Origin of the sequence: Roseovarius conchicola (assembly GCF_041403425.1) — a bacterium.
Lineage (GTDB): Bacteria > Pseudomonadota > Alphaproteobacteria > Rhodobacterales > Rhodobacteraceae > Roseovarius > Roseovarius conchicola.
The window spans coordinates 109,496-128,577 of record NZ_JBGEHK010000006.1 but is presented as its reverse complement, the minus strand read 5'-3'; the positions used below and the strand labels follow the sequence as shown (position 1 = coordinate 128,577).

20 protein-coding genes are annotated in these 19,082 nt (G+C 60.0%); 6 read left to right on the top strand and 14 right to left on the bottom strand.

The features are described from left to right. The 4 genes from V6N02_RS16955 to hemA are packed head-to-tail and all read left to right on the top strand — an operon-like array spanning nt 1 to nt 3,443. A complete protein-coding gene (locus tag V6N02_RS16955) occupies nt 1-297 on the top strand; it encodes a hypothetical protein (RefSeq protein WP_371227412.1) in 297 nt (98 codons plus the stop codon). Then, entirely contained in the window at nt 294-1,424 is a 1,131-nt protein-coding gene (acsF, locus tag V6N02_RS16950) for a magnesium-protoporphyrin IX monomethyl ester (oxidative) cyclase (RefSeq protein WP_371227410.1), read from the top strand. The genes V6N02_RS16955 and acsF overlap by 4 nt, the downstream gene beginning before the upstream one ends. Further along, the gene (gene puhE / locus V6N02_RS16945; protein ID WP_371227408.1) at nt 1,424-2,239 is read left to right on the top strand and encodes a putative photosynthetic complex assembly protein PuhE; all 816 of its coding nucleotides are present in this window, start codon (nt 1,424-1,426) and stop codon (nt 2,237-2,239) included. Before acsF ends, puhE begins: the two co-directional genes overlap by 1 nt. Beyond that, the gene (gene hemA / locus V6N02_RS16940) at nt 2,229-3,443 is read left to right on the top strand and encodes a 5-aminolevulinate synthase (protein WP_371227406.1); all 1,215 of its coding nucleotides are present in this window, start codon (nt 2,229-2,231) and stop codon (nt 3,441-3,443) included. Before puhE ends, hemA begins: the two co-directional genes overlap by 11 nt. Before the next feature lie 103 nt (nt 3,444-3,546). Here the strand turns inward: hemA and dxs are convergent, their stop codons facing one another. The 14 genes from dxs to V6N02_RS16870 all read right to left on the bottom strand — a co-directional run bounded on the left by dxs (nt 3,547) and on the right by V6N02_RS16870 (nt 16,574). Then, nucleotides 3,547-5,478, bottom strand: coding sequence for a 1-deoxy-D-xylulose-5-phosphate synthase (gene dxs / locus V6N02_RS16935; protein WP_371227547.1), 1,932 nt, complete (start codon nt 5,476-5,478; stop codon nt 3,547-3,549). A gap of 124 nt (nt 5,479-5,602) precedes the next feature. Continuing rightward, on the bottom strand, nt 5,603-6,709 hold the full coding sequence (pufC, locus tag V6N02_RS16930) for a photosynthetic reaction center cytochrome PufC (RefSeq protein WP_371227404.1): 1,107 nt from the start codon (nt 6,707-6,709) through the stop codon (nt 5,603-5,605). A 2-nt stretch (nt 6,710-6,711) separates the two neighbouring features. Next, the gene (gene pufM, locus V6N02_RS16925) at nt 6,712-7,698 is read right to left on the bottom strand and encodes a photosynthetic reaction center subunit M (RefSeq protein ID WP_371227402.1); all 987 of its coding nucleotides are present in this window, start codon (nt 7,696-7,698) and stop codon (nt 6,712-6,714) included. A 2-nt stretch (nt 7,699-7,700) separates the two neighbouring features. After that, a complete protein-coding gene (pufL, locus tag V6N02_RS16920) occupies nt 7,701-8,540 on the bottom strand; it encodes a photosynthetic reaction center subunit L (protein WP_371227400.1) in 840 nt (279 codons plus the stop codon). Between the two features lie 123 nt (nt 8,541-8,663). Beyond that, entirely contained in the window at nt 8,664-8,834 is a 171-nt protein-coding gene (gene pufA, locus V6N02_RS16915; protein WP_371227398.1) for a light-harvesting antenna LH1, alpha subunit, read from the bottom strand. A gap of 13 nt (nt 8,835-8,847) precedes the next feature. Next, nucleotides 8,848-8,997 carry a light-harvesting antenna LH1, beta subunit gene (gene pufB / locus V6N02_RS16910; RefSeq protein ID WP_371227396.1) on the bottom strand — a complete coding sequence of 50 codons (150 nt, stop codon included), beginning with the start codon at nt 8,995-8,997 and terminating at the stop codon, nt 8,848-8,850. 131 nt (nt 8,998-9,128) lie between these two features. Continuing rightward, nucleotides 9,129-9,350 (bottom strand): cytochrome PufQ, encoded by a 222-nt coding sequence (gene pufQ, locus V6N02_RS16905; RefSeq protein ID WP_371227394.1) that lies wholly within the window; start codon nt 9,348-9,350, stop codon nt 9,129-9,131. Further along, a complete protein-coding gene (bchZ, locus tag V6N02_RS16900; protein WP_371227392.1) occupies nt 9,343-10,827 on the bottom strand; it encodes a chlorophyllide a reductase subunit Z in 1,485 nt (494 codons plus the stop codon). Before bchZ ends, pufQ begins: the two co-directional genes overlap by 8 nt. Next, nucleotides 10,827-12,389 (bottom strand): chlorophyllide a reductase subunit Y, encoded by a 1,563-nt coding sequence (gene bchY, locus V6N02_RS16895; protein ID WP_371227390.1) that lies wholly within the window; start codon nt 12,387-12,389, stop codon nt 10,827-10,829. Before bchY ends, bchZ begins: the two co-directional genes overlap by 1 nt. Then, nucleotides 12,386-12,526: a hypothetical protein gene (locus tag V6N02_RS16890; protein ID WP_371227388.1), complete on the bottom strand. Its 141-nt coding sequence runs from the start codon at nt 12,524-12,526 to the stop codon at nt 12,386-12,388. Before V6N02_RS16890 ends, bchY begins: the two co-directional genes overlap by 4 nt. Continuing rightward, complete coding sequence (locus V6N02_RS16885) at nt 12,513-13,514, bottom strand: chlorophyllide a reductase iron protein subunit X (protein WP_371227386.1); 1,002 nt, start codon at nt 13,512-13,514, stop codon at nt 12,513-12,515. The genes V6N02_RS16890 and V6N02_RS16885 overlap by 14 nt, the downstream gene beginning before the upstream one ends. After that, nucleotides 13,511-14,452, bottom strand: a complete 942-nt coding sequence (bchC, locus tag V6N02_RS16880; protein ID WP_371227384.1) for a chlorophyll synthesis pathway protein BchC — start codon at nt 14,450-14,452, stop codon at nt 13,511-13,513. Before bchC ends, V6N02_RS16885 begins: the two co-directional genes overlap by 4 nt. A gap of 115 nt (nt 14,453-14,567) precedes the next feature. Further along, nucleotides 14,568-15,665: a methyltransferase gene (locus V6N02_RS16875; protein ID WP_371227382.1), complete on the bottom strand. Its 1,098-nt coding sequence runs from the start codon at nt 15,663-15,665 to the stop codon at nt 14,568-14,570. Between the two features lie 39 nt (nt 15,666-15,704). Next, complete coding sequence (locus tag V6N02_RS16870) at nt 15,705-16,574, bottom strand: polyprenyl synthetase family protein (protein ID WP_371227380.1); 870 nt, start codon at nt 16,572-16,574, stop codon at nt 15,705-15,707. 91 nt (nt 16,575-16,665) lie between these two features. Between V6N02_RS16870 and crtD the strand changes: the two genes are divergently transcribed. Both crtD and crtC read left to right on the top strand, forming a co-directional pair. Beyond that, on the top strand, nt 16,666-18,255 hold the full coding sequence (gene crtD, locus V6N02_RS16865; RefSeq protein ID WP_371227378.1) for a 1-hydroxycarotenoid 3,4-desaturase CrtD: 1,590 nt from the start codon (nt 16,666-16,668) through the stop codon (nt 18,253-18,255). Next, the gene (gene crtC, locus V6N02_RS16860) at nt 18,210-19,082 is read left to right on the top strand and encodes a carotenoid 1,2-hydratase (protein ID WP_371227545.1); all 873 of its coding nucleotides are present in this window, start codon (nt 18,210-18,212) and stop codon (nt 19,080-19,082) included. Before crtD ends, crtC begins: the two co-directional genes overlap by 46 nt.

The following is a 19,082-nucleotide window of genomic DNA, read 5'->3' as shown; positions in this document are numbered from 1 at the left end:
ATGGGATGGCTAACTAAGGAAATTGAACACGCACCTTGTACAGTGGAAATCAGTCACAAGTTTGAAAGTCTGCACGCACATGTCCGGTTCAACAACGGGGCGGTCGTTTATCCGGGCGACGAGATCAAAGTACACGGCCCCGAGATCATGGCCCCGTTTGGTGAGATCGTCAGCGAAGACCGCCAGGCGACCATCTTTCGCGCCTCGGCCCTTGAGCGGCTCTGGACCCGGCTGACCGGTGACTTTGAGGTGATGGAACTGTGCGAATTCTCGTTTTCCGAGGAGGTGACGCTATGAACGCCCATACCGGAAAACACACCGCCGATGCCACGACCGTCGAAGAAGGTCTGGCCATCGCCGAAGCGCAGGACAAGCAATACACCGATGAAATGGCCACAGAAACGGCCATGGCCAACACCCTGCTGACGCCGCGCTTTTACACCACCGATTTCGATGAGCTGGATGCGATTGACGTCTCGTCCGTGCGTCCCGAATGGGACAAGCTGATCGACCGGATGGTCAGCGATCCCAACAAGGGCCACTTCAAGAAAAATGAAGATTGGGACCATGTCGATTGGGAAAATATGGAGCCGGAACTGAAGAAGGAATTCATCGACTTCCTGATTTCTTCTTGCACTGCCGAGTTTTCGGGCTGTGTCCTTTACAAGGAAATGAAACGGCGCGGCAACAACAAGGACATCACCCAACTGTTCCAGCTGATGGCCCGCGATGAGGCCCGTCATGCGGGGTTCATCAACGACGCCCTGCGCGAAGCTGGCCTGCGGGTGAACCTTGGCTTCCTGACGCAGAAGAAGAAATACACCTATTTCCGGCCCAAGTTCATCTACTACGCGACCTATCTGTCGGAAAAGATCGGCTATGCCCGCTATATAACGATTTTCCGCCACCTTGAGGCCAACCCGGAACACCGCTTCCACCCGATCTTCAAATGGTTCGAAGAGTGGTGCAATGATGAGTTCAGCCATGGCGAGGCCTTCGCCCTGCTGATGAAGACGGACCCCAAGCTGACGCAAGGGCGTAACATCTGGTGGATCAAGTTCTTCCTCACGGCGGTCTATTCCACGATGTATGTCCGCGATCACCAGCGCCCAGCTTTCCACGCCGCCCTTGGCGTCGATCCGGATTGGTACGCCCATGAGGTCTTCACCAAGACGTCCGAGATGACCAAGCAGATTTTCCCGATCACCGTGGATATCGACCATCCGAAATGGCAGGTGAACCTTGAGAAGATGCAAAAGGCCAATGCCGATCTGGCGGCAGCGAAACAGCAAAGCGGACCGATTGCCTTTCTCAAACGGATAAGCGCCAGCGCGCGGGCGGCCAAGGCCTTTGCCAGCCTCTACTTCATCCCGGTCAAAAACCACGAGGTCCCGGCCTCGACACGATTGGAGCCCGTCTACTGATGACAAACCCCTGGATCGCCGCACTTTTCGCGCTCTTTATCTGGTGGTTTTCCACCGGGGCGATCCTGTGGGCTGTCCGCAAGGCGGATCAATCAGGCCGGGCAGCGCGACTTGCCCTGGCCGGCCTCACCCTGCCCGTTCTGGGTTTGGGCATCTGGGGGTTTATGGAAACACTGGACGATACCAGCAGCAGTGCCGCCTATTGGGGCTTTCTGGCCGCTCTGGCGATCTGGGGCTGGATCGAGACGGCGTTTCTGACCGGTGTGATCACCGGGCCGAACCTGCGTGACCTGCCGGATGACACCCCCGAGTTTGAACGCTTCATCCGCGCCTGGGGCACAATCGCCTATCACGAGATGCTGCTTGTCGGCGTGCTGATGGCGATGTGGCTCTATGGGCACGGGGCAGAGAATACATTCGGTTTGTGGACATTCACCGTGCTGTTTTTCGCGCGCATCTCTGCCAAGCTGAACCTCTATTTCGGCGTGCCACGGATCAATACCGAATTTCTGCCGGTGGCCCTGCGCCATCTGGCGAGCCATTTTCGCATCCAACGACTCAACTGGATGTTCCCTATCTCGATCAGCGCGCTGACTCTTGCCTTGGCGTGCTGGCTGGAACGGCTCTATGCCGTCGATACTGCAGGGGCCACAACCGGCTTTGCCCTGCTCACCGCCATCACGGCATTGGCCTTGCTTGAACACTGGTTCATGGTTCTGCCTTTGCCTGATGCCAAACTCTGGCGCTGGATGCTGCCCGCGCCCAAACCAAAGACAACAAAGACAACCCAAGCGGAGGGACATCATGGATTTTGATGGGATGTTCAATGCACAGCTAGGTGCGCTGAAAGATGAAGGAAACTACCGGGTATTCGCCGAACTTGAGCGGCAATGCGGCGCGTTTCCAAGGGCCAAGAGCCATGATGACAATGCCCCGGACGAAGTCACGGTCTGGTGCTCGAACGATTATCTGGGCATGGGTCAACATGAGATCGTCCGGCAAACGATGAAGGATGTGATCGACAGTTGCGGGACCGGCGCTGGCGGCACCCGCAATATCTCGGGGACAAATCATCACCATGTCGCGCTTGAAGCTGAACTGGCCGATCTGCACGGCAAACAGGACGCGTTGCTGTTCACCTCTGGCTATGTGTCGAACTGGGCGGCGCTTTCCACCCTTGGCAGCCGGCTGCCGGATGCGGTGATCCTGTCGGATTCACTGAACCACGCGTCGATGATCGAAGGCATCCGCCACTCCCGCGCACGCAAGGTGATCTGGAAGCACAATGATCCCGAAGATCTGGATCGCAAACTGGCCGATTTGCCCGCCAACGCCCCCAAGATCGTCGCCTTTGAATCGGTGTATTCAATGGATGGCGACATCTGTCCGATGGCGGAAATTGTTGAGGTGGCGGAAAAACATGGCGCGATGACCTATCTCGACGAGGTCCACGCCGTCGGCCTTTATGGCCCGCGCGGCGGTGGCATCAGCGAACGTGAAGGGCTGGCCGACCGGATCACCCTGATTGAAGGCACGCTGGGCAAGGCCTATGGCTGTATGGGCGGGTATATCGCCGGATCGGTCGCGCTGTGTGATTTCATCCGCTCGTTCGCGTCTGGCTTCATCTTTACCACCGCCCTGCCCCCGGCCGTTGCGGCGGCAGCGAAGACCTCGATTGCCCATCTCAAGACATCGCAGGTCGAACGTAAGCGCCAGCGCCAACAGGTTGCGCGCCTCAGATCGAAACTCGACGCGTGCGGCATCCCATATATGGACAATCCCAGTCACATCATCCCTGTGCTGATCAAGGACCCGGTCAAATGCCGGATGCTGGCCGATATCCTGATGCGCGACTATGGCATCTACGTGCAACCGATCAACTATCCGACCGTGCCAAAGGGGACGGAACGGTTGCGGTTCACCCCTGGGCCGCTGCATTCTGATGCGGATATCGACCGGCTGGTCGAGGCGCTGAATGTATTGTGGAAGCAATGCGCCATCGCGCATGCGGTTGCCTGATGGACTGAGAAAGCACGGACTTAGCAACGCTGCCCTGGCGTTGCAGCAACAAAAAAGAGGCCGCGCCGGAGATATCCTGCGCGGCCTTCTAATTGAGAGTGTTTCAGAGGGCGCGCGTCAGCGGCACGACACGTGCGGTTTGCCCCAGCGCGGCGCGCGCTGTGTCGGCAACGTCACCCGCCGTCATACCGGCGTCGGCATACATCTCGGCCGGGCTTGCCTGATCAATGAAACGGTCCGGCAAACAGACATTGCGTATGGCCAACCCATTGTCGAACGCCCCGTTGCGCGCCAATGAATGCATGACAATCGCGCCAAAGCCCCCTTGGGCGCCTTGCTCGACCGTGATCAGGGCCCGGTGCTTGCGTGCCAGTTTTAGCACAAGGTCGGTATCCAGTGGCCGGGCAAATCTGGCATCGGCCAAAGTTACGCTCAGCCCGTCCAGAGCCAGCAGATCGGCGGCGGCACGACACTCTGACAGATGCGCCCCGAACGACAGGATCGCAACATCCTCGCCCTCCTGCACAACCCGGCCCTTGCCGATCTCCAGAACCTCGCCCCGGTCGGGCAGCTCAACGCCCGTACCCGCGCCGCGCGGATAACGGAACGAAATCGGCCCCTCATCATGCGCAGCAGCGGTTGCCACCATATGCACCAGCTCGGCTTCGTCGGAGGCGGCCATGACAGTGAACCCCGGCAGATTGCCAAGATAGCCGATGTCGAAGGCGCCAGCATGTGTGGCTCCGTCGGCCCCGACCAGCCCGGCCCGATCAATCGCAAAACGCACGGGCAACCCTTGCAGGGCAACGTCATGTACCACCTGATCATACCCGCGCTGCAGGAAGGTGGAGTAGATGGTGCAGAACGGTTTCAGCCCGCTGGCAGCCATCCCTGCGCTAAAGGTGACGGCGTGTTGTTCGGCGATGCCGACGTCAAACACCCGCGCCGGGAACCGCTCGGCCATGATGTTGACGCCCGTACCGGATGGCATTGCCGCTGTGACCGCCACGATATCGGGGTCGCGCGCAGCCTCTGCGGTCAGGGCATTGCCGTAAACCGAGGTATAGGACGGCGCGCCGCCGCCCTTTTTGGCGGCCATCGCGCCGGTCTGGACGTCGAATTTCGAGACACCATGATACTTGTCAGCACTGGTTTCAGCCGGGTCATACCCCTTACCCTTGACCGTGCAGCAATGGATCAGAACCGGGCCTGTCGAACGCACCCGCGCGGCGCGCAGGACGGTCAACAGCTGGGTCATATCATGGCCGTCAATCGGGCCGATATAATCAAACCCCAGCTCTTCAAACACGGTCCCCGAGCCGGTCAAACCGCTTGCCAATTGCCGGGCCCGCTTGGCACCTTCGCGAATGGGCGCGGGCAACGCGGCCTCGAACCCCTCGGCCAGGGATGTCATCTTGGCCAGCGGCTCGCTGGCATAAAGGCCAGACAGATAGCTGGACATCGCGCCCACCGGCGGGGCGATGCTCATCTCGTTATCATTCAGGATCACAAACAGCCGGCGCCCCTCGGCACCAGCATTGTTCAGGGCTTCATAGGCCATCCCCGCGCTGATCGAACCATCGCCGATCACCGCAATCGCATCTCCGGTCGGTTGCCCCATATCGCGCCCGACCGCAAAGCCAAGGGCTGCCGAGATCGAGGTGGAACTATGCGCCGCGCCAAACGGGTCAAACTTGGATTCACGGCGTTTGGTAAAGCCGCTTAAACCACCCTTTTGACGCAGGGTGCGGATGCGGTCCCGCCGACCTGTCAGGATCTTGTGCGGATAGCATTGATGCCCCACATCCCAGATCAGCTTGTCCATTGGCGTGTTGAACACCGCGTGAATGGCCACGCTCAACTCGACGACACCAAGCCCCGACCCCAAATGCCCTCCGGTTTCTGATACAGCCGAGATCACCTCGGCCCGCAACTCATCAGCCAGCAGGGACAGATCTCGGTCGCTGAGCTGTTTCAGATCGGCCGGTCCGGCCACACGATCCAGCAGCGGTGTTTTTGGGTGTTCGGTGTGCATCATCTCACCTTCCTTTGGGTTGGTGGTGGACGCGTCGCCCACGAAACCAGGGCTTGAGGCGCGAACGCGCGATATGGTCCTTTTGATGGTCGGGGCCAGACATAACGCCCGGCCCCTGACCTATTCAATTGCTGTAATCGGGCTCACCGGTGGTGGCCAGTTCAGGCCAGTCGCCGATGACATTGGTGCCTTGCAGCGGTTGCTGATAGCCCTTGTGGCAGGTTTTGCAGGCTGCTTTTGGCGCATCCATGTGCACCGGGCCAAGCCGCTCGGGCGGATACTGATCCGCAAGCGGGATCAGGTACTCTTCGTTCATCTCCTGCACCATCGCGATACCAAGGCTTTCGGTGCTCCATTGCGGCGTCACCTCGGAGCCCTCATAGAAGGCGCGCGAGTTGTGGCAGAAGACACAGTTCACCCCAAGCGAGTTCGCGATATAGTTCATGAAGGCATAGGTGCGCTCGGCATGTTGAATACCAGGATAGCCATCCTGCCCCGGAATGCCGGCAACACGGCTTTCCAGATCATGTACCCCGATCACCTCATACTCCAGCAGATAGGTTTCCAGCGCATCCGACGGCAGCGAGGTAAAACTGCTGTTGAGGGTGGCCCTGTTTTGATTGGCCGACCAGCCCTGCGCGCGCATGTTCACCGGCGATATCTTGAACCAGATATCGCTGGGAACGGGTTGACCCCGGTGGCAGGTGTAGCAGGTCACACCGACCTCTTTATTGGCATTGACGTGACCATCCCAGTTTTCGTTGATGTTCTGGGTCATGGCGATCATCACATAGCCGACGCCAGTCTGGTACGAGTCCAGATCGTCGAACAGGTTCGGAATCCCGGTCCATTCGCGCATGGCGGTCAGCAGGCGATCATAGTTCTCGACCGTTAGATCCTCCAGCCCGGGTGGCACGTTCTCACGTGCGTCCCCGGCCGTCTCCTCGCCACCCACCGGTGGTATAGCCGCCGATGTCGTTTCGAGAAAGGACGCGATCGAAGGATCAGGTACCAGCCTGTCTGCATCGAACTCCGGAACGACCATGCCAGTCCCGCGAGGGCCCGTCTGCATGCTCTCAGTCGCGTAAGGCCCCCAGAGGATCGCCAGCGCCGCAACCGTGGCATATACAGCGCCACCTACTATGACGACGACAGTTGCAGGACCGGCGACATTGGTTGGGTTATCCTTTTTCCAAGTTTCGTACCATTTAGGTAACCACTTCCCAAACATGTTCAGTCCTCCCGTCCGATAAAGGCTTCGTAAGACCCATAGCTCTCGTAGCCGTAAGAGCCGTCATACATGGGTGCAAAGTGATGTTCCTGCGCCCAGATGAACCAGTTATCGACAACCGTACCGGTCAGCAGGATGCCGATACCACCGGTGATCGGGGTCAGCACCGCAAACCACCAGGCCCAGCGGTGAATGCCTTCCATCGTAGCGTTGAACCCCATGGTCCAGCGCCAGAACAGGGCCGCGCGTTCACTGGCGGTGCCACGATCTACGATCTGTTCCAGCTCGCGATCACCGCCAAACCGGGTGACCGCCAGAATGGTCGCGCCATGCATCGCAAACAGTAGGGCCGAGCCATAAAGGAACACGATCGAAAGACAGTGGAACGGGTTATAGTAGAGGTTGCCGTAGCGGATCGAAAACGCGGTTGTCCAATCCAGGTGCGGGAAGATGCCATAAGGCACCGCCTCGGACCATGATCCCATCAGGATCGGGCGGAACAGGCCCAGCACCAGGAACAACCAGATCGCCGAGCCAAAGGCCCAGAAGATATGCTTGCCCATCTTATGCTGTTGCGCCAGCAGATAGGTGCGCAACCACCATGTCATCACCGACACCAGCAACAAGAACGAGGCGATAATATACCATCCGCCATCCTGCAGGGGCGGCATTCTCAACCCGTATTCCGGGCTGGGCGGTTCAAGCGCCAGCCAAAAGCCCTGACGCAGGAATTCAGGGATCGACCAATCGACCTGCGCCAGCATGTTCAGCCCGATGATGTTCAGGCAAAGGATCATGGTTGCCGCCGAGACAAGCCCGGTCCAGCCCAGATAGATCGGGCCAATCTGCGCGTTGCCCATCCAGCCAGCCAGCGTACTGAAGAACGGCTTCACCGCGCGTTCTTCGGCCATGTTGTTTTCGTTGTCCAGACCCCATTCCGGAGGGCCCTGCACCTGAACCTGGGTAAAGATATTCTGATACTCGAACATGATCACATCCCTCCCTGACCGGGCCAGATTGGCAACTCAAGCCACCAGTTCCACCACTCAGGCCAGCCCTTGGTCCAGACCGGGCCGCTGATGATGATGCAGATGGCCGACCAGAACCCGGCATTCAGCGCCAGCAAAAGGCCGACACGGTGAATGCCCAACGTACCGACCGAGTAGCCGATGAAATCGCGGAAGAACGTGTCTTCGTGATCCGGTGTGCGCATCTCTTCGTCTTTTTCGGGGTTCGCCGCCGACAGGATCAGCCCGCCATGCAACGCAAGCGCGAAACATGTGGCGAAAAAGCAGGTTACAGCCAGCATATGCGCCGGGTTGTAATGGAAATGCAGATAGGCGTAGCCGGTGTTGCTGACCCAGTCGAGGTGGCTGAAGATCCCGTAGGGGAAGCCATGCCCCCAAGCGCCCATCAGAACCGGGCGGAACACAACCAATGTGACATAGGCAAAGATCGCGACACTGAACGCAAAGGGCACGTGAAACCCCATGCCCAGTTTGCGGCAAATCTCGACCTCTCTCAGGGCCCAGCTGCAGAACGCACCGATCGCGCAGATCGTGATGATCTGCCACAACCCGCCCTCCATCAGGGGCGCAACTCCCAGACCATAACTCAGGTCGGGCGGTGCGATATTGATCAGCCAGGGGTTCCATGTTCCCTGATGCGCCGCCCCCCAAAAGATCAGGATGGTGCCCAAGGCGGCAAAGAATAACGTCGTCACGCCAAAGAACCCGACGTAAAACGGCCCGACCCAGAAATCGAACAGGTCGCCGCCTATCAAGGTCCCTCCACGAATGCGATACTTTCTTTCAAAGCTGAGTAACGCCATGTGATGTCTCCGCATTTCGGCGGCCAGTCCCGTCGTCTTCGGCCGTCATCTTTTGAATTTTGGTTTGTCGCGGGCGACAGGCGCCGCCCGCAACTTTGTCGTCAAGAGCACATGCTCCTTGGATCACTCTTCGGCTGCAGCAGCACGCGACGCGGCTGCATTCTCGAACCAATTGACGCCATTCGACAGAACCACCAGGTGGATCATCGCGGCCAACAGAAAGAGAAAAGCACCCTGCGCAACGAATACGCGGCGCGGATCGAAAATGAGCCAGATCTTGTAGAACTTTGACATTTACGATCCCTCCTTAGAACCAAGGCGCCCAGATGTAGGTTGCGATATGTGCAACCAATGCGATCAGTGCGAACAGGTAAAGCCCGCTCATATACACCGAATGCAGCTCCTGAGCTTGCTCGTCCGTGAGACCTGTGAAGGACAGGTCGTGATTATCAGCCATAAACTTTCCTCCGGAACGTTACGCTGACGCCGCGTACCCCGCGGCCGGGTCCATCAGGGCGATGATGCCCGTCAGGTTTCTGTCCGCCCGTCAGGGCGTGCAGACAGATCTCGGGTTCTTCGCCAATTGGCTCAGACCGAGAATATGATTGGCGTCAGCCTGTCGGCTTCGGACCAGGCGCGCGCCATGGGCCCGGGCACATTCAGAGAACTTTGACGCCACACATCGCGGACGTAGCGAAAGTGGGTCGAAGGCAAGGCAAACAGGAAAATGATCGTGAAATAGACCCAAAACTCGATGGTGCGGCGGCCCTTGCAAGGGCGACGCGGCGTGTTTGATGTCATGTCAGTCATGAGGTGTTTCCTCCTTTTGGATTTCGGTGCTTTCAGGCGAAAGCGCCCGAACATATTCAAGTACGACGCGTTCAGCGCCCTGACGCAGGGCCGATTCCTCGGCGGCGTCACGCAGGGTTTTGGCCGCGGAAATGCGGGTCAGGATCGGATGGGTCGAAACGATCCGGTCCAGTTCTTTCTGAGCATCGGCGTCCCAGGGAAAATCGCGCCGAAGCGGGGTGGGTGTGGCCTGAACAGCGTCCATTTCGGAGGCCAGCGGCAGAATATGAAACAGCGCATCAAACAGGCCGTTGCAAATCTCCTGCACCAGATAGGTGGCCCCGGCATATCCCATCATCGGCGTGCCTGTGGCCCGGCGGATGGCAGCCCCCGGAAAGCTGGCAGGGATGAAGGCCGGTTTGGGACCATGTCCCGCTTCCAGCTCGGCAAGATAGATTTTCTCGTTGATGGACCCCATGAGGACCAGCGGCCTGTGCTGGGCAATCAGCGCACGCACCTCTTCGTTGTTGGTCTTGGTGCCCGCACAACGCGCCACCGCAAAGGCACAGGGCAATCCCATGTCGTTCTCAAGAAAATTGCGGATACCTCGGGCATAGGTTTCGTTCGCAACGATGCCAAAGCTGGCCGTGGCAAAGAAATCCTGTGTCACGCTGCGCCACAGATCCCAGACCGGCTTGATGGTCGAATGCTTCTCGCGGGCGATGAACCGCTCGGGGTCCAGGTCCAGCATCTCCCCCAGCTTGCGCAGGAACAACGTGGTGCTTTCGATGCCAATCGGCGCTTGCAGATAAGGCTTGCCCAATACTTCGCTCAGGCCGCGGCCGAATTCGCGGTACATGCAGATATTCACATCCGCATTCACCAGATTGCGCATATCCGCCAAATGTGCACCCAGCGGCAGGACCATGTTGACCTCGGCGCCGATGCCTTCCACCAGACGTCGGATTTCATGCAGATCGCTTGGCATGTTAAACGTGCCATACATCGGACCCAGAATATTGACACGGGGGGCGGCACCTTCTTCACGCTTCTTCTCGCGGGGCATACGGCCCTTGGTCATGCCAAACTCGGTAAACAGCCAAGTCATTGCCCGGTCCGCGGCTTCCCACTGATCTTCGTCAATCGTGCGCGGCAGGAACCGCTGGATGTTGGTGCCTTGCGGAGTAACACCGCCACCGATCATCTCGGCGATGGATCCTGTGACCACCACAGCAGGCAAAGCCGGGTCCAGCGTGCCCCAGGCGCGCTTCATCGCGCCCTCGGTGCCTTCGCGGCCCAGTTCCTCTTCACCCAGGCCGGTCACGACAATCGGCAATTCATGCGGTGGCAGCGCATCGGTGTAGTGCAGAACGCTGGTGACCGGCAGGTTTTCACAGCCCACCGGGCCATCGATCACAACCTGCAGGCCCTTGACCGCGCAAAACGCATAAACGGCCCCCCAATAGCCGCCTGCCCTGTCATGATCCTGAATCAACATCAGATCATCTCCTGAGCTTTGGCGGCGCGGGCCTTCTTCTCAAGCTTCTTGAGATTCAGAGCGCGGAAATCTTCCCGGACATTCGGGGCCCCTTCCCAGATACCCGCCGTGTCACCCTTGCCCACACCCTCAAAGAAAGCCTTCATATGGTCCATACGGTCCTTGTTGGCGATCGCGGCATTGGCCACCTCTGCCAGGCTGCCCGCACCGGCCGGACCCATCAGGGGCCGTGCCGAAATCAGGTTGGTAAAGTAGAGCGCCGGGATGCCCAGCTCTTTTGCCTTTTGCACAACCGGGGTCGTGCCGATCGCCAGGTCGGGGTTGATGCCTTCCATGGCGGCGCAATCCTCTTCCAGCGAGGCGCGGAATTTGACGGTCACCCCTTTGGCGCGCAGCCAGTCCGCATCTGCCTGTGACCAAGGTGTTTTGGGGCAAGCCGTGCCCACATAGGGCACATCTGCGCCGCTTTCGATCAACAGACGGGCCACCAGCAATTCACTGCCTTCGTAGCCGGACAGGGTGATCGTGCCCTTGACCGGTGTCGCGGCCAATGCGCCCTTGATCGCGGGCAGAAAGGCGTTTTGTGCCGCTGCGATCTGGTCTGCCGAACAGCCGAACGCGTCGCCGATATTCTTCAGCCAGTCGGCGGTGCCGTCATGGCCCACCGGGGCGCTGCCCACAATCGGGCGGCCTGCGGCCTCAAACTCGCGGATGGCCGCGGTATAGAACGGATGGATCGCGGCAACGGCCCCGCAATCCAACGCGGCATAAAGCTCGCGCCATTCGCGGCAGGGTACAACTGGCCCTGCGGCCAATCCCAACGGGGCCAGCATCGCACCGATCATCATCGGATCGGCCGGGAACATCTCGCCCAGCAGGCTGACGGTGGGACGATCCGATTTACCGCCTTCGGGCGCGGCCACCGGGCCTGCTTTCACTTCGTCGCGGGCGTATTTCAGCATCGCCCCGGCCAGAACATCCTTGGCCTCGGCATGGGTGGGGATGCCAAAGCCGGGCACATCAATGCCGACGATCCGCACACCGTTGATCTCATCCGGCAACAGCCGCAGCGGCACGCCGCTGGCAGTCGGCACGCAGAGGTTGGTGACGACAACCGCATCAAACCGGTCCGGATCGGCCAGTTCGTGAACCGCGTCGCGGATATCTTCAAACAGTTTGCCGGTGACAAGGGATTCAGAATTGAACGGCACATAGCCAACCGACCGGCGCGCACCGTAAAAGTGACTGACAAAGGTCAGGCCATAAACACAGCAGGCCGAGCCGCTGAGAACGGTCGCCACACGTTTCATGCGCAATCCGACACGCAGACTGCCAAAGGCCGGGCACATGCTTTGCGGTTTGTCATGCGGGCCCTGGGGATAATCTGCGGCGTATTGATCCAGAATGTCCGATTGTCCGGCGGCACGGGCCGCCTTTTCCATCTCGGACCCGGAATGACAGCCCAATCCGTCAACCGCGCCACCGGTGTCTGCCAGCGCGCTCGGCTTGCCCTTGATCACGTCAACCTCTGCGGCGGTGTCATATGTGACTTCGTCGGTCATGTGGCTCTGGTGTATTTGGTGTTATCACTTGGCGTCGCCGTCAGAATGTCGCGTAGAAGACGTTCAATCTGATCCGGGCGCGCGGCTTTCAGCATGGTTTGCACATCGTTCAGGGTCTGGCTGTCAGGCGTCGTCATAGATCACCTCCAGCGATTCCACGGGCTTGGCATTCTTGCCGCGCATATCGGCATCAGTGGCAGGTTCCAGCGTGACACCCGCCCCGGTTTCCGAGCCGTCAAACAACTCCAGCAGCCCATCCTGATCCAGTGGGCTGGGGCGCACAGGCGGGGCCTCAGACACTTCTTCGGCCAGCCCTGCAAACAGATTGCCCCACTGGCTGGCATCAGTACCAACAATCTGATAATTCGCGGATTTCTTGCGCAGATCGTCATCCTGCGGGATTGACGCCAGCACCGGAATGTCCACCGCCTTGGCAAAGGCCTGGGCCTCGCCCGAATGGTCATCCTTGTTGATCACCAACCCGGCGACACCGACATTACCGCCCAGCTTGCGGAAATACTCGACCGCGGAACAAACATTGTTGGCCACGTAGAGGGATTGCAGATCGTTCGAGGCCACCAGAATGACCTTCTGCGCCATGTCCCGCGCAATCGGCAGGCCGAATCCGCCACAGACCACATCGCCCAGAAAGTCGAGCAGCACGTAGTCAAAATCCCAATCGTGAAAGCCCAGCTTCTCCAGCAGTTCGAATCCGTGGATGATCCCGCGCCCGCCACAGCCGCGTCCCACTTCGGGGCCCCCAAGCTCCATCGCGAACACGCCGCCCCGCTTGAAACACACATCCCCAATCTGCACCTGCTCACCGGCAAGGTTTTTCTTGGTGGAGGTTTCGATAATCGTCGGGCAGGCCTTACCGCCAAACAACAGGCTGGTGGTGTCGGATTTTGGATCACATCCGATCAAAAGCACACGTTTGCCCTGTTCGGCCATCATATGGCTGAGATTGGCCAGGGTGAAGGATTTGCCGATTCCGCCCTTGCCATAGATGGCAATGATCTGGGTTTTGCTTGTCGGCTCGTCGGTGGCGATATCCGCCAAGTCCTGGCCCGCCTCATCCCGGAGGCGCTGGTCGAAATCTTTCAGATTTGGCACATCGTCTTTCACGCTGCGTCCTTCCAGTTGAGTATCATTTTCAGGCAAGCTGGATCCTCGAAGGCCGTGCGATAGGCGCCTGGCACATCGCTGCAATTTGCCTCGTGGGTGATCAGGCCGCCCAGAGACAGCGCGCCGCCTTCCACCAGATCCCGAACGGCATTCAGATCGGGGCGCGCCCATTCGGCGGCCACGCGAAACCGCGCCTCTTTCATGAAGGCAGGCGGAAAGGCAAAACTCAGCGGTTCGGCATAAAACCCGGCCAGTACGATTTCACCGCCCCGGGTCAGCCGCCCAATCAATGTGTTCAGTATCTCGGCATTGCCCGAAGCATCATAGATTGCCGTGTAGTCCCGGCGCGGATCACCCTCGGGGTCGATCACCAGATAGCCTTCGGCACCACTGCGGCGGTCGGGCTCGATCTCCCAGACAGTTGGTGCGGGCGCTCCGGCGGCCACGGTCAGGCGCGCCAAAAGCCGCCCCAAAACGCCATGGCCCACGATCAGATCCGGCACGGCCTTGTCCAGACCGGCAATGGCATGGCGGGCTGTAGCTGCCAGCGCCAGCAACGCGCCCTGCGCCCCAAGCGCCGGATCAATACGAATCACGCGATCATTAGCTGTCACCAACCGCGACGCCGCGCCCCCAAACAACCCGAACACACCGTCAAAGCAGTCAGCACCTGGAATGAACACATGATCGCCCGGGCGAAACCCGCTTGCGGCTCCGGCCTCGACAACTTCGCCAGCGGCCTCGTATCCCGGCACCAATGGATATCCCATGCCGGGAAAGGGCGGCATCTCACCGGTCCAGAACAGTTTTTCGGTGCCAGTGGAAATTCCGGAATAGGCGATATCCACAACCAGATCGCTGTCTCCCGGCTCTTTCAGCGGCAGCGTATCCAGGTGCAGATCTCTTGGACCTCTCAGATTAACGGCTCGCGCCTCCATTTGGGTCTCCCATCCCTCCGCCGCAGATCAGACTCAGCGGATGCGGCTTTTACCTAATGTAAGTTTATCGGGACATTAGTATGTGTCAAGTTATCTTTACACATTGAAGGAAAGCCTATGCTGGCTTCTCACAGGTGACGACACTGGTCACATAAGGGCGCAATGGGCGGGGGCTGCGCAGGTTTTCAAACCCGGCATCCCGGCACAGCCCGGCAATATCCGCTGCCGAGCGCACACGCCCCGTGCCCATCGCCATGGTGTAGAAGTTGAAATAGATATCACCTGCCGGGTCCGGCTTTGCCCCACCGGACATAGGTTCGGATACGATCAACCGGCCACCCGCAGGCAGGGCCTGGTGCACTTTGGACAGCAGATCAGTGACCGTCTCATCCGAATGATCGTAAAGCACCCGGATCAAAGAAATCGCATCGGCCCCCAGCGGCAAGGCGCCGTCCCGAAAGCTGCCGGGATGCAAGTCGACCCGCCCCTCCAGACCAGCGGCTTTGAAGGCCTCTTTGGCGGATGGAATAACCTCGGGCAGATCAAGCAGCGTAGCCTGCAGGTTTGGATACCGCCGCAACACCTCGGTCAAGAACGCGCCCGACCCTCCACCCACATCCAGCAGCCGCGTGACCCCCTTTAGCTTGACCATCTTCAAGGTGTCATGTGCCACCAGCAGCTGGGACTGGGCCATCAGTTTCGAATAGCGGCCGGCGATGTCTTCGGGCATATCCCCGGCCTGTCCGAACACGTAAGGCCAGAACTGCGCCAGATGCGTTTCGGTCTGCCCGCGCAGCAACGCCACCGGGTCAGCCATGTCGTCATAAAGCGCGCGATTGTGAAGGATCATCTGCGTCAGCCCCGGCACCCCAAGAATGGCCGCGCCGCGCCGTGCCAGCGCATACCTGCCATCACGCCTGCGCTTGAGCAGTTTCATTGCTGCCCCGGCCGACAGAAGCCGGGCCATTTGATCCTCGGGAACACCCGTGGCCAAGCCCAGCTGTGCAGGCGATGTCGGGGCATCCAACAAACGGCTCAGCACGTCCAGATCGATTAGGGCAAGCAAGGTCTGAGACTTTACAAAGCCCTGCAATATATCGAAAATTTCAGCACCGTCGCGACGCGCCAGCGACTTACCAAACGGCATCAGGCTGGCGAGTTTCTGAAAGTCGGCCCGCGCGACAAGGCGCATGAACCACAAGGATGGTGACATCCGAACCCGTGATGTCGGCCCCTCTGGCAACGCGCCGCCTCAGAGCCCGTGGCCGGCGGGAATCTTGGGCATGATCGATTGCGCCTTCATGCGCACCATCTTGGCCAGCGCCGCCTCTCCGGGGCAGGACGGAATCGAAGCGATCGCCCCCGCAAGTGTATCAGACAGGCGCTCAACCGCCCCTTCGACGCCCCATTCCGACACCGCGTTGGGGCGACCGTGCAGATCATCCTGACCGACGGGTTTGCCCAGCGTGTCTGCATCCATCAACGCATCGCGCAGATCATCTGCGACTTGAAATGCTTCGCCGATCAACGCACCCAGATCATACCAGGGCTCAGGGTCGTGCCCGGCCGAGATGGCACCCATTTCCGTTGCCGCCACGAACAATGCGGCGGTCTTCGACCGGTGATACGCACCCAGATCAATCTCGGACTCGCTTTCCCAGCCCTGCCCGGCACATATGCCATCGGGCATTCCCGAGCGCTGGGTCAGCGACAACATCATCCGAGCGGCACGAGCGCAGTCAATTTCGGCACTGCGCGCCAATGTCTCGAAGGCCAGGATGATCAGGCTGTCACCGGTCAGAACGGCCAAGGGCTCGGAGAAGGCGCGATGCACCGCCGGCTTTCCGCGCCGCAGATCAGCGTCATCAAAGCAGGGCAGATCATCGTGAACAAGGCTGGCACAATGCATCAACTCAAGCGCAGTTGCAGCCGCATCTGACAATGCGGGCTGATCATCGCCACAGGCCGCTGCCACCGACAACAGGATCGTGGGGCGAATGCGCGCCCCGCCAGGGAATGTCGCATAACTCAGAGCTTCGGACAGACGCTTTGGGGCCTGCCCTCCCTGCGCCGACGAAATGGCGCGGCCCATGGCCATTTCAATGCGTTCAGATAGCGGCATCTAAGCCTCCCGACTAAAACGTCATGCAATAATTGACACCTATAGTGTAAATCATACTGGACACATTGAGGCAACGAGTCAACAATCAGGCATGCCTGCCGACCGAAAATCGATCAGACTCAACACCCGCGCGCTTGTGATCGGCGCGGGAATTGCCGGGCTTGCCACAGCAGCCCGCCTTGCCCATGTCGGCCTGGATGTCACCGTCTGCGAGGCGCAGGCCACACCCGGCGGCAAAATGCGTTGTCTTCCCAGTGCCGCAGGGCCTGTTGATGCCGGCCCGACGGTTTTGACCATGCGCCCGGTTTTTGAACAACTCTATGCGGATATTGGCGAAACCCTGTCTGCGCATGTGACATTGGTCCGGCAGCGGATGATCGCCCGGCATTTCTGGCACGATGGCAGCCAGCTGGACCTGTTTGACAGCGAAGAGGCCAATATCGCCGCCCTTCAGGAGTTTGCCGGCAGCACCGCCGCCCGGCAGTTCCGCGATTTCAGCGGACAGGCGCGTCTTTTGTTTCAGGCCTTTGAGGCACCGATGATGCACGCCGCCGCCCCAAGCTTTCTCAAGCTCGCGCGCCATGTTGCAGCCCGGCCCCATCTTCTGACCCGGCTGGCCCCATTTTCCAGCCTCAACAGACTGTTACACCAACATTTCGACGACCCCCGGCTGATTCAGCTGTTTGGGCGCTATGCCACATATGTGGGCGGATCACCTTACCAGGCCCCTGCCCTGCTGGCGCTCATCTGGCAGGCCGAGGCTGCAGGCGTCTGGGCGATCGAAGGTGGGATGCACCAGCTGGCACAGTCCCTTGCCGATCTCGCCAAAGCACGCGGTGCCCAGTTTCATTACGGCAAGGCTGTCGACAGGATCGAGGTTGATGGCGGCGCGGTCACCGGGGTCACCCTGGCAGATGGAACAGGCATCACCGCGCCGGTGGTCGTCTATAACGGTGATCCCCGCGCGCTTGCTCTGGGGGCGCTTGGGCCGGGCTGCGGCGGTGTTGCCCCGCAGACAAAGCGCAAACCGCGCAGCCTCTCTGCCGAGGTCTGGGCCTTTGCCGCCCGCGCCTCGGGGCCAGAGCTTGCCCATCACAATGTGTTCTTTCGCGACGATCCAAAGCCCGAATTTGACGGGTTGGCCCGTGGCGAGATCAGCCCAGACCCCACCATCTATGTCTGCGCGATGGATCGCGGGATATCAACACCCACCCCCGAGATCGAGCGGTTTGAAACCATCGTCAACGCACCGCCCCTGACGGGCAAACCGAATACAGAGGATATATCACAATGTCAGAGCCGCACCTTTCAGACGCTGGCGTCATTCGGCCTGCAGTTCGACCGGATGCCGGACCCAGAAAGCCTGACAACGCCCAGCGATTTCGAGACCCTGTTTCCCGGCTCGGCCGGTGCACTTTACGGGCAGAGCCCGCATGGGCTGACGGCGGCGCTGCAACGTCCGCAGACGCGCACACCGATTTCGGGGCTCTATCTGGCGGGCGGGGGGGCGCATCCGGGGGCCGGGGTGCCCATGGCAACGCTCTCCGCACAGCACGCGGCCGAGGCGATCTTGAGCGACCGAATTTCGACCTCACCGTCCCGCCCAACGGCTATGCGTGGTGGTATATCGACGGTATCCGCGACGGTGGCGGACAGGCCATCAGCGTCATCGGGTTCATAGGCTCGGTCTTTTCGCCCTGGTATGCCTGGTCGGGGCGGAAGGACCCGCACAACAATGTGTGCATCAATGTCGCCACCTACGGGCCGGGTGGGCGTTTCACAATGACTGATCGAGGCAGATCGGCCCTACAGCAAAGCGCCGATACGTTTACCGTCGGCCCTTCATCCCTCAGCTGGCAGGATGGCAAACTGGTCATCCGTGTTGATGAAATCGGATCACCTCCCCTGATCTCGCGGGTGCGCGGGACGATCACGGTGACCCCTTCGGCCATCACCTCGGTCGAAATGCCGCTGACACCGGATGGCAGCCATATCTGGCGCCCCTTTGCCCCCACATGTGTCATCGACGTCGATCTTGAGGCGTCAGGTTGGCAATGGCAGGGTCATGGCTATTTCGATGCCAATTTTGGCACCCGCGCGCTGGAACAGGATTTCACTTATTGGACCTGGGGCCGCTTTCCGGTCACGGGCGGCAGCACCTGTTTTTATGACGCTGAACTGCGCGATGGCAGCACATTGGCCCTGGGCGCACATTTTAGTGCGGATGGCCAGGCCAATGAGGTCACACCACCGCCGCGCGCGCGCCTGCCCCGGACCCTCTGGGCGCTGGCGCGTGAAACCCGCGCAGATCATGGCTATGCCCCAAAGCAGGTGCAAAGCATGCTGGACGCGCCGTTTTACAGCCGTGCATCGGTCCAGACGTCGATTGATGGACAAGAAAGCATTGGTGTGCATGAGGCCCTTGATCTCAGGCGGTTCCGTTCGCCCCTGATCAAGCCGATGCTGGCCTGTCGCGTGCCGCGCCGGGCAAACTGGACTTTCGAGTAA

What these genes read in the sequence shown, in the direction of transcription:
- V6N02_RS16870 (WP_371227380.1), bottom strand. Translation starts at nt 16,574, where the DNA reads ATGCCGCTATCTGAACGCATTGAAATGGCCATGGGCCGCGCCATTTCG.
- acsF (WP_371227410.1), top strand. Translation starts at nt 294, where the DNA reads ATGAACGCCCATACCGGAAAACACACCGCCGATGCCACGACCGTCGAA.
- pufB (WP_371227396.1), bottom strand. Translation starts at nt 8,997, where the DNA reads ATGGCTGATAATCACGACCTGTCCTTCACAGGTCTCACGGACGAGCAA.
- pufA (WP_371227398.1), bottom strand. Translation starts at nt 8,834, where the DNA reads ATGTCAAAGTTCTACAAGATCTGGCTCATTTTCGATCCGCGCCGCGTA.
- bchY (WP_371227390.1), bottom strand. Translation starts at nt 12,389, where the DNA reads ATGACCGACGAAGTCACATATGACACCGCCGCAGAGGTTGACGTGATC.
- puhE (WP_371227408.1), top strand. Translation starts at nt 1,424, where the DNA reads ATGACAAACCCCTGGATCGCCGCACTTTTCGCGCTCTTTATCTGGTGG.
- bchZ (WP_371227392.1), bottom strand. Translation starts at nt 10,827, where the DNA reads ATGTTGATTCAGGATCATGACAGGGCAGGCGGCTATTGGGGGGCCGTT.
- pufM (WP_371227402.1), bottom strand. Translation starts at nt 7,698, where the DNA reads ATGTTCGAGTATCAGAATATCTTTACCCAGGTTCAGGTGCAGGGCCCT.
- hemA (WP_371227406.1), top strand. Translation starts at nt 2,229, where the DNA reads ATGGATTTTGATGGGATGTTCAATGCACAGCTAGGTGCGCTGAAAGAT.
- V6N02_RS16890 (WP_371227388.1), bottom strand. Translation starts at nt 12,526, where the DNA reads ATGACGACGCCTGACAGCCAGACCCTGAACGATGTGCAAACCATGCTG.
- pufQ (WP_371227394.1), bottom strand. Translation starts at nt 9,350, where the DNA reads ATGACTGACATGACATCAAACACGCCGCGTCGCCCTTGCAAGGGCCGC.
- V6N02_RS16955 (WP_371227412.1), top strand. Translation starts at nt 1, where the DNA reads ATGGGATGGCTAACTAAGGAAATTGAACACGCACCTTGTACAGTGGAA.
- crtD (WP_371227378.1), top strand. Translation starts at nt 16,666, where the DNA reads ATGCCTGCCGACCGAAAATCGATCAGACTCAACACCCGCGCGCTTGTG.
- pufC (WP_371227404.1), bottom strand. Translation starts at nt 6,709, where the DNA reads ATGTTTGGGAAGTGGTTACCTAAATGGTACGAAACTTGGAAAAAGGAT.
- dxs (WP_371227547.1), bottom strand. Translation starts at nt 5,478, where the DNA reads ATGCACACCGAACACCCAAAAACACCGCTGCTGGATCGTGTGGCCGGA.
- pufL (WP_371227400.1), bottom strand. Translation starts at nt 8,540, where the DNA reads ATGGCGTTACTCAGCTTTGAAAGAAAGTATCGCATTCGTGGAGGGACC.
- bchC (WP_371227384.1), bottom strand. Translation starts at nt 14,452, where the DNA reads ATGGAGGCGCGAGCCGTTAATCTGAGAGGTCCAAGAGATCTGCACCTG.
- V6N02_RS16875 (WP_371227382.1), bottom strand. Translation starts at nt 15,665, where the DNA reads ATGTCACCATCCTTGTGGTTCATGCGCCTTGTCGCGCGGGCCGACTTT.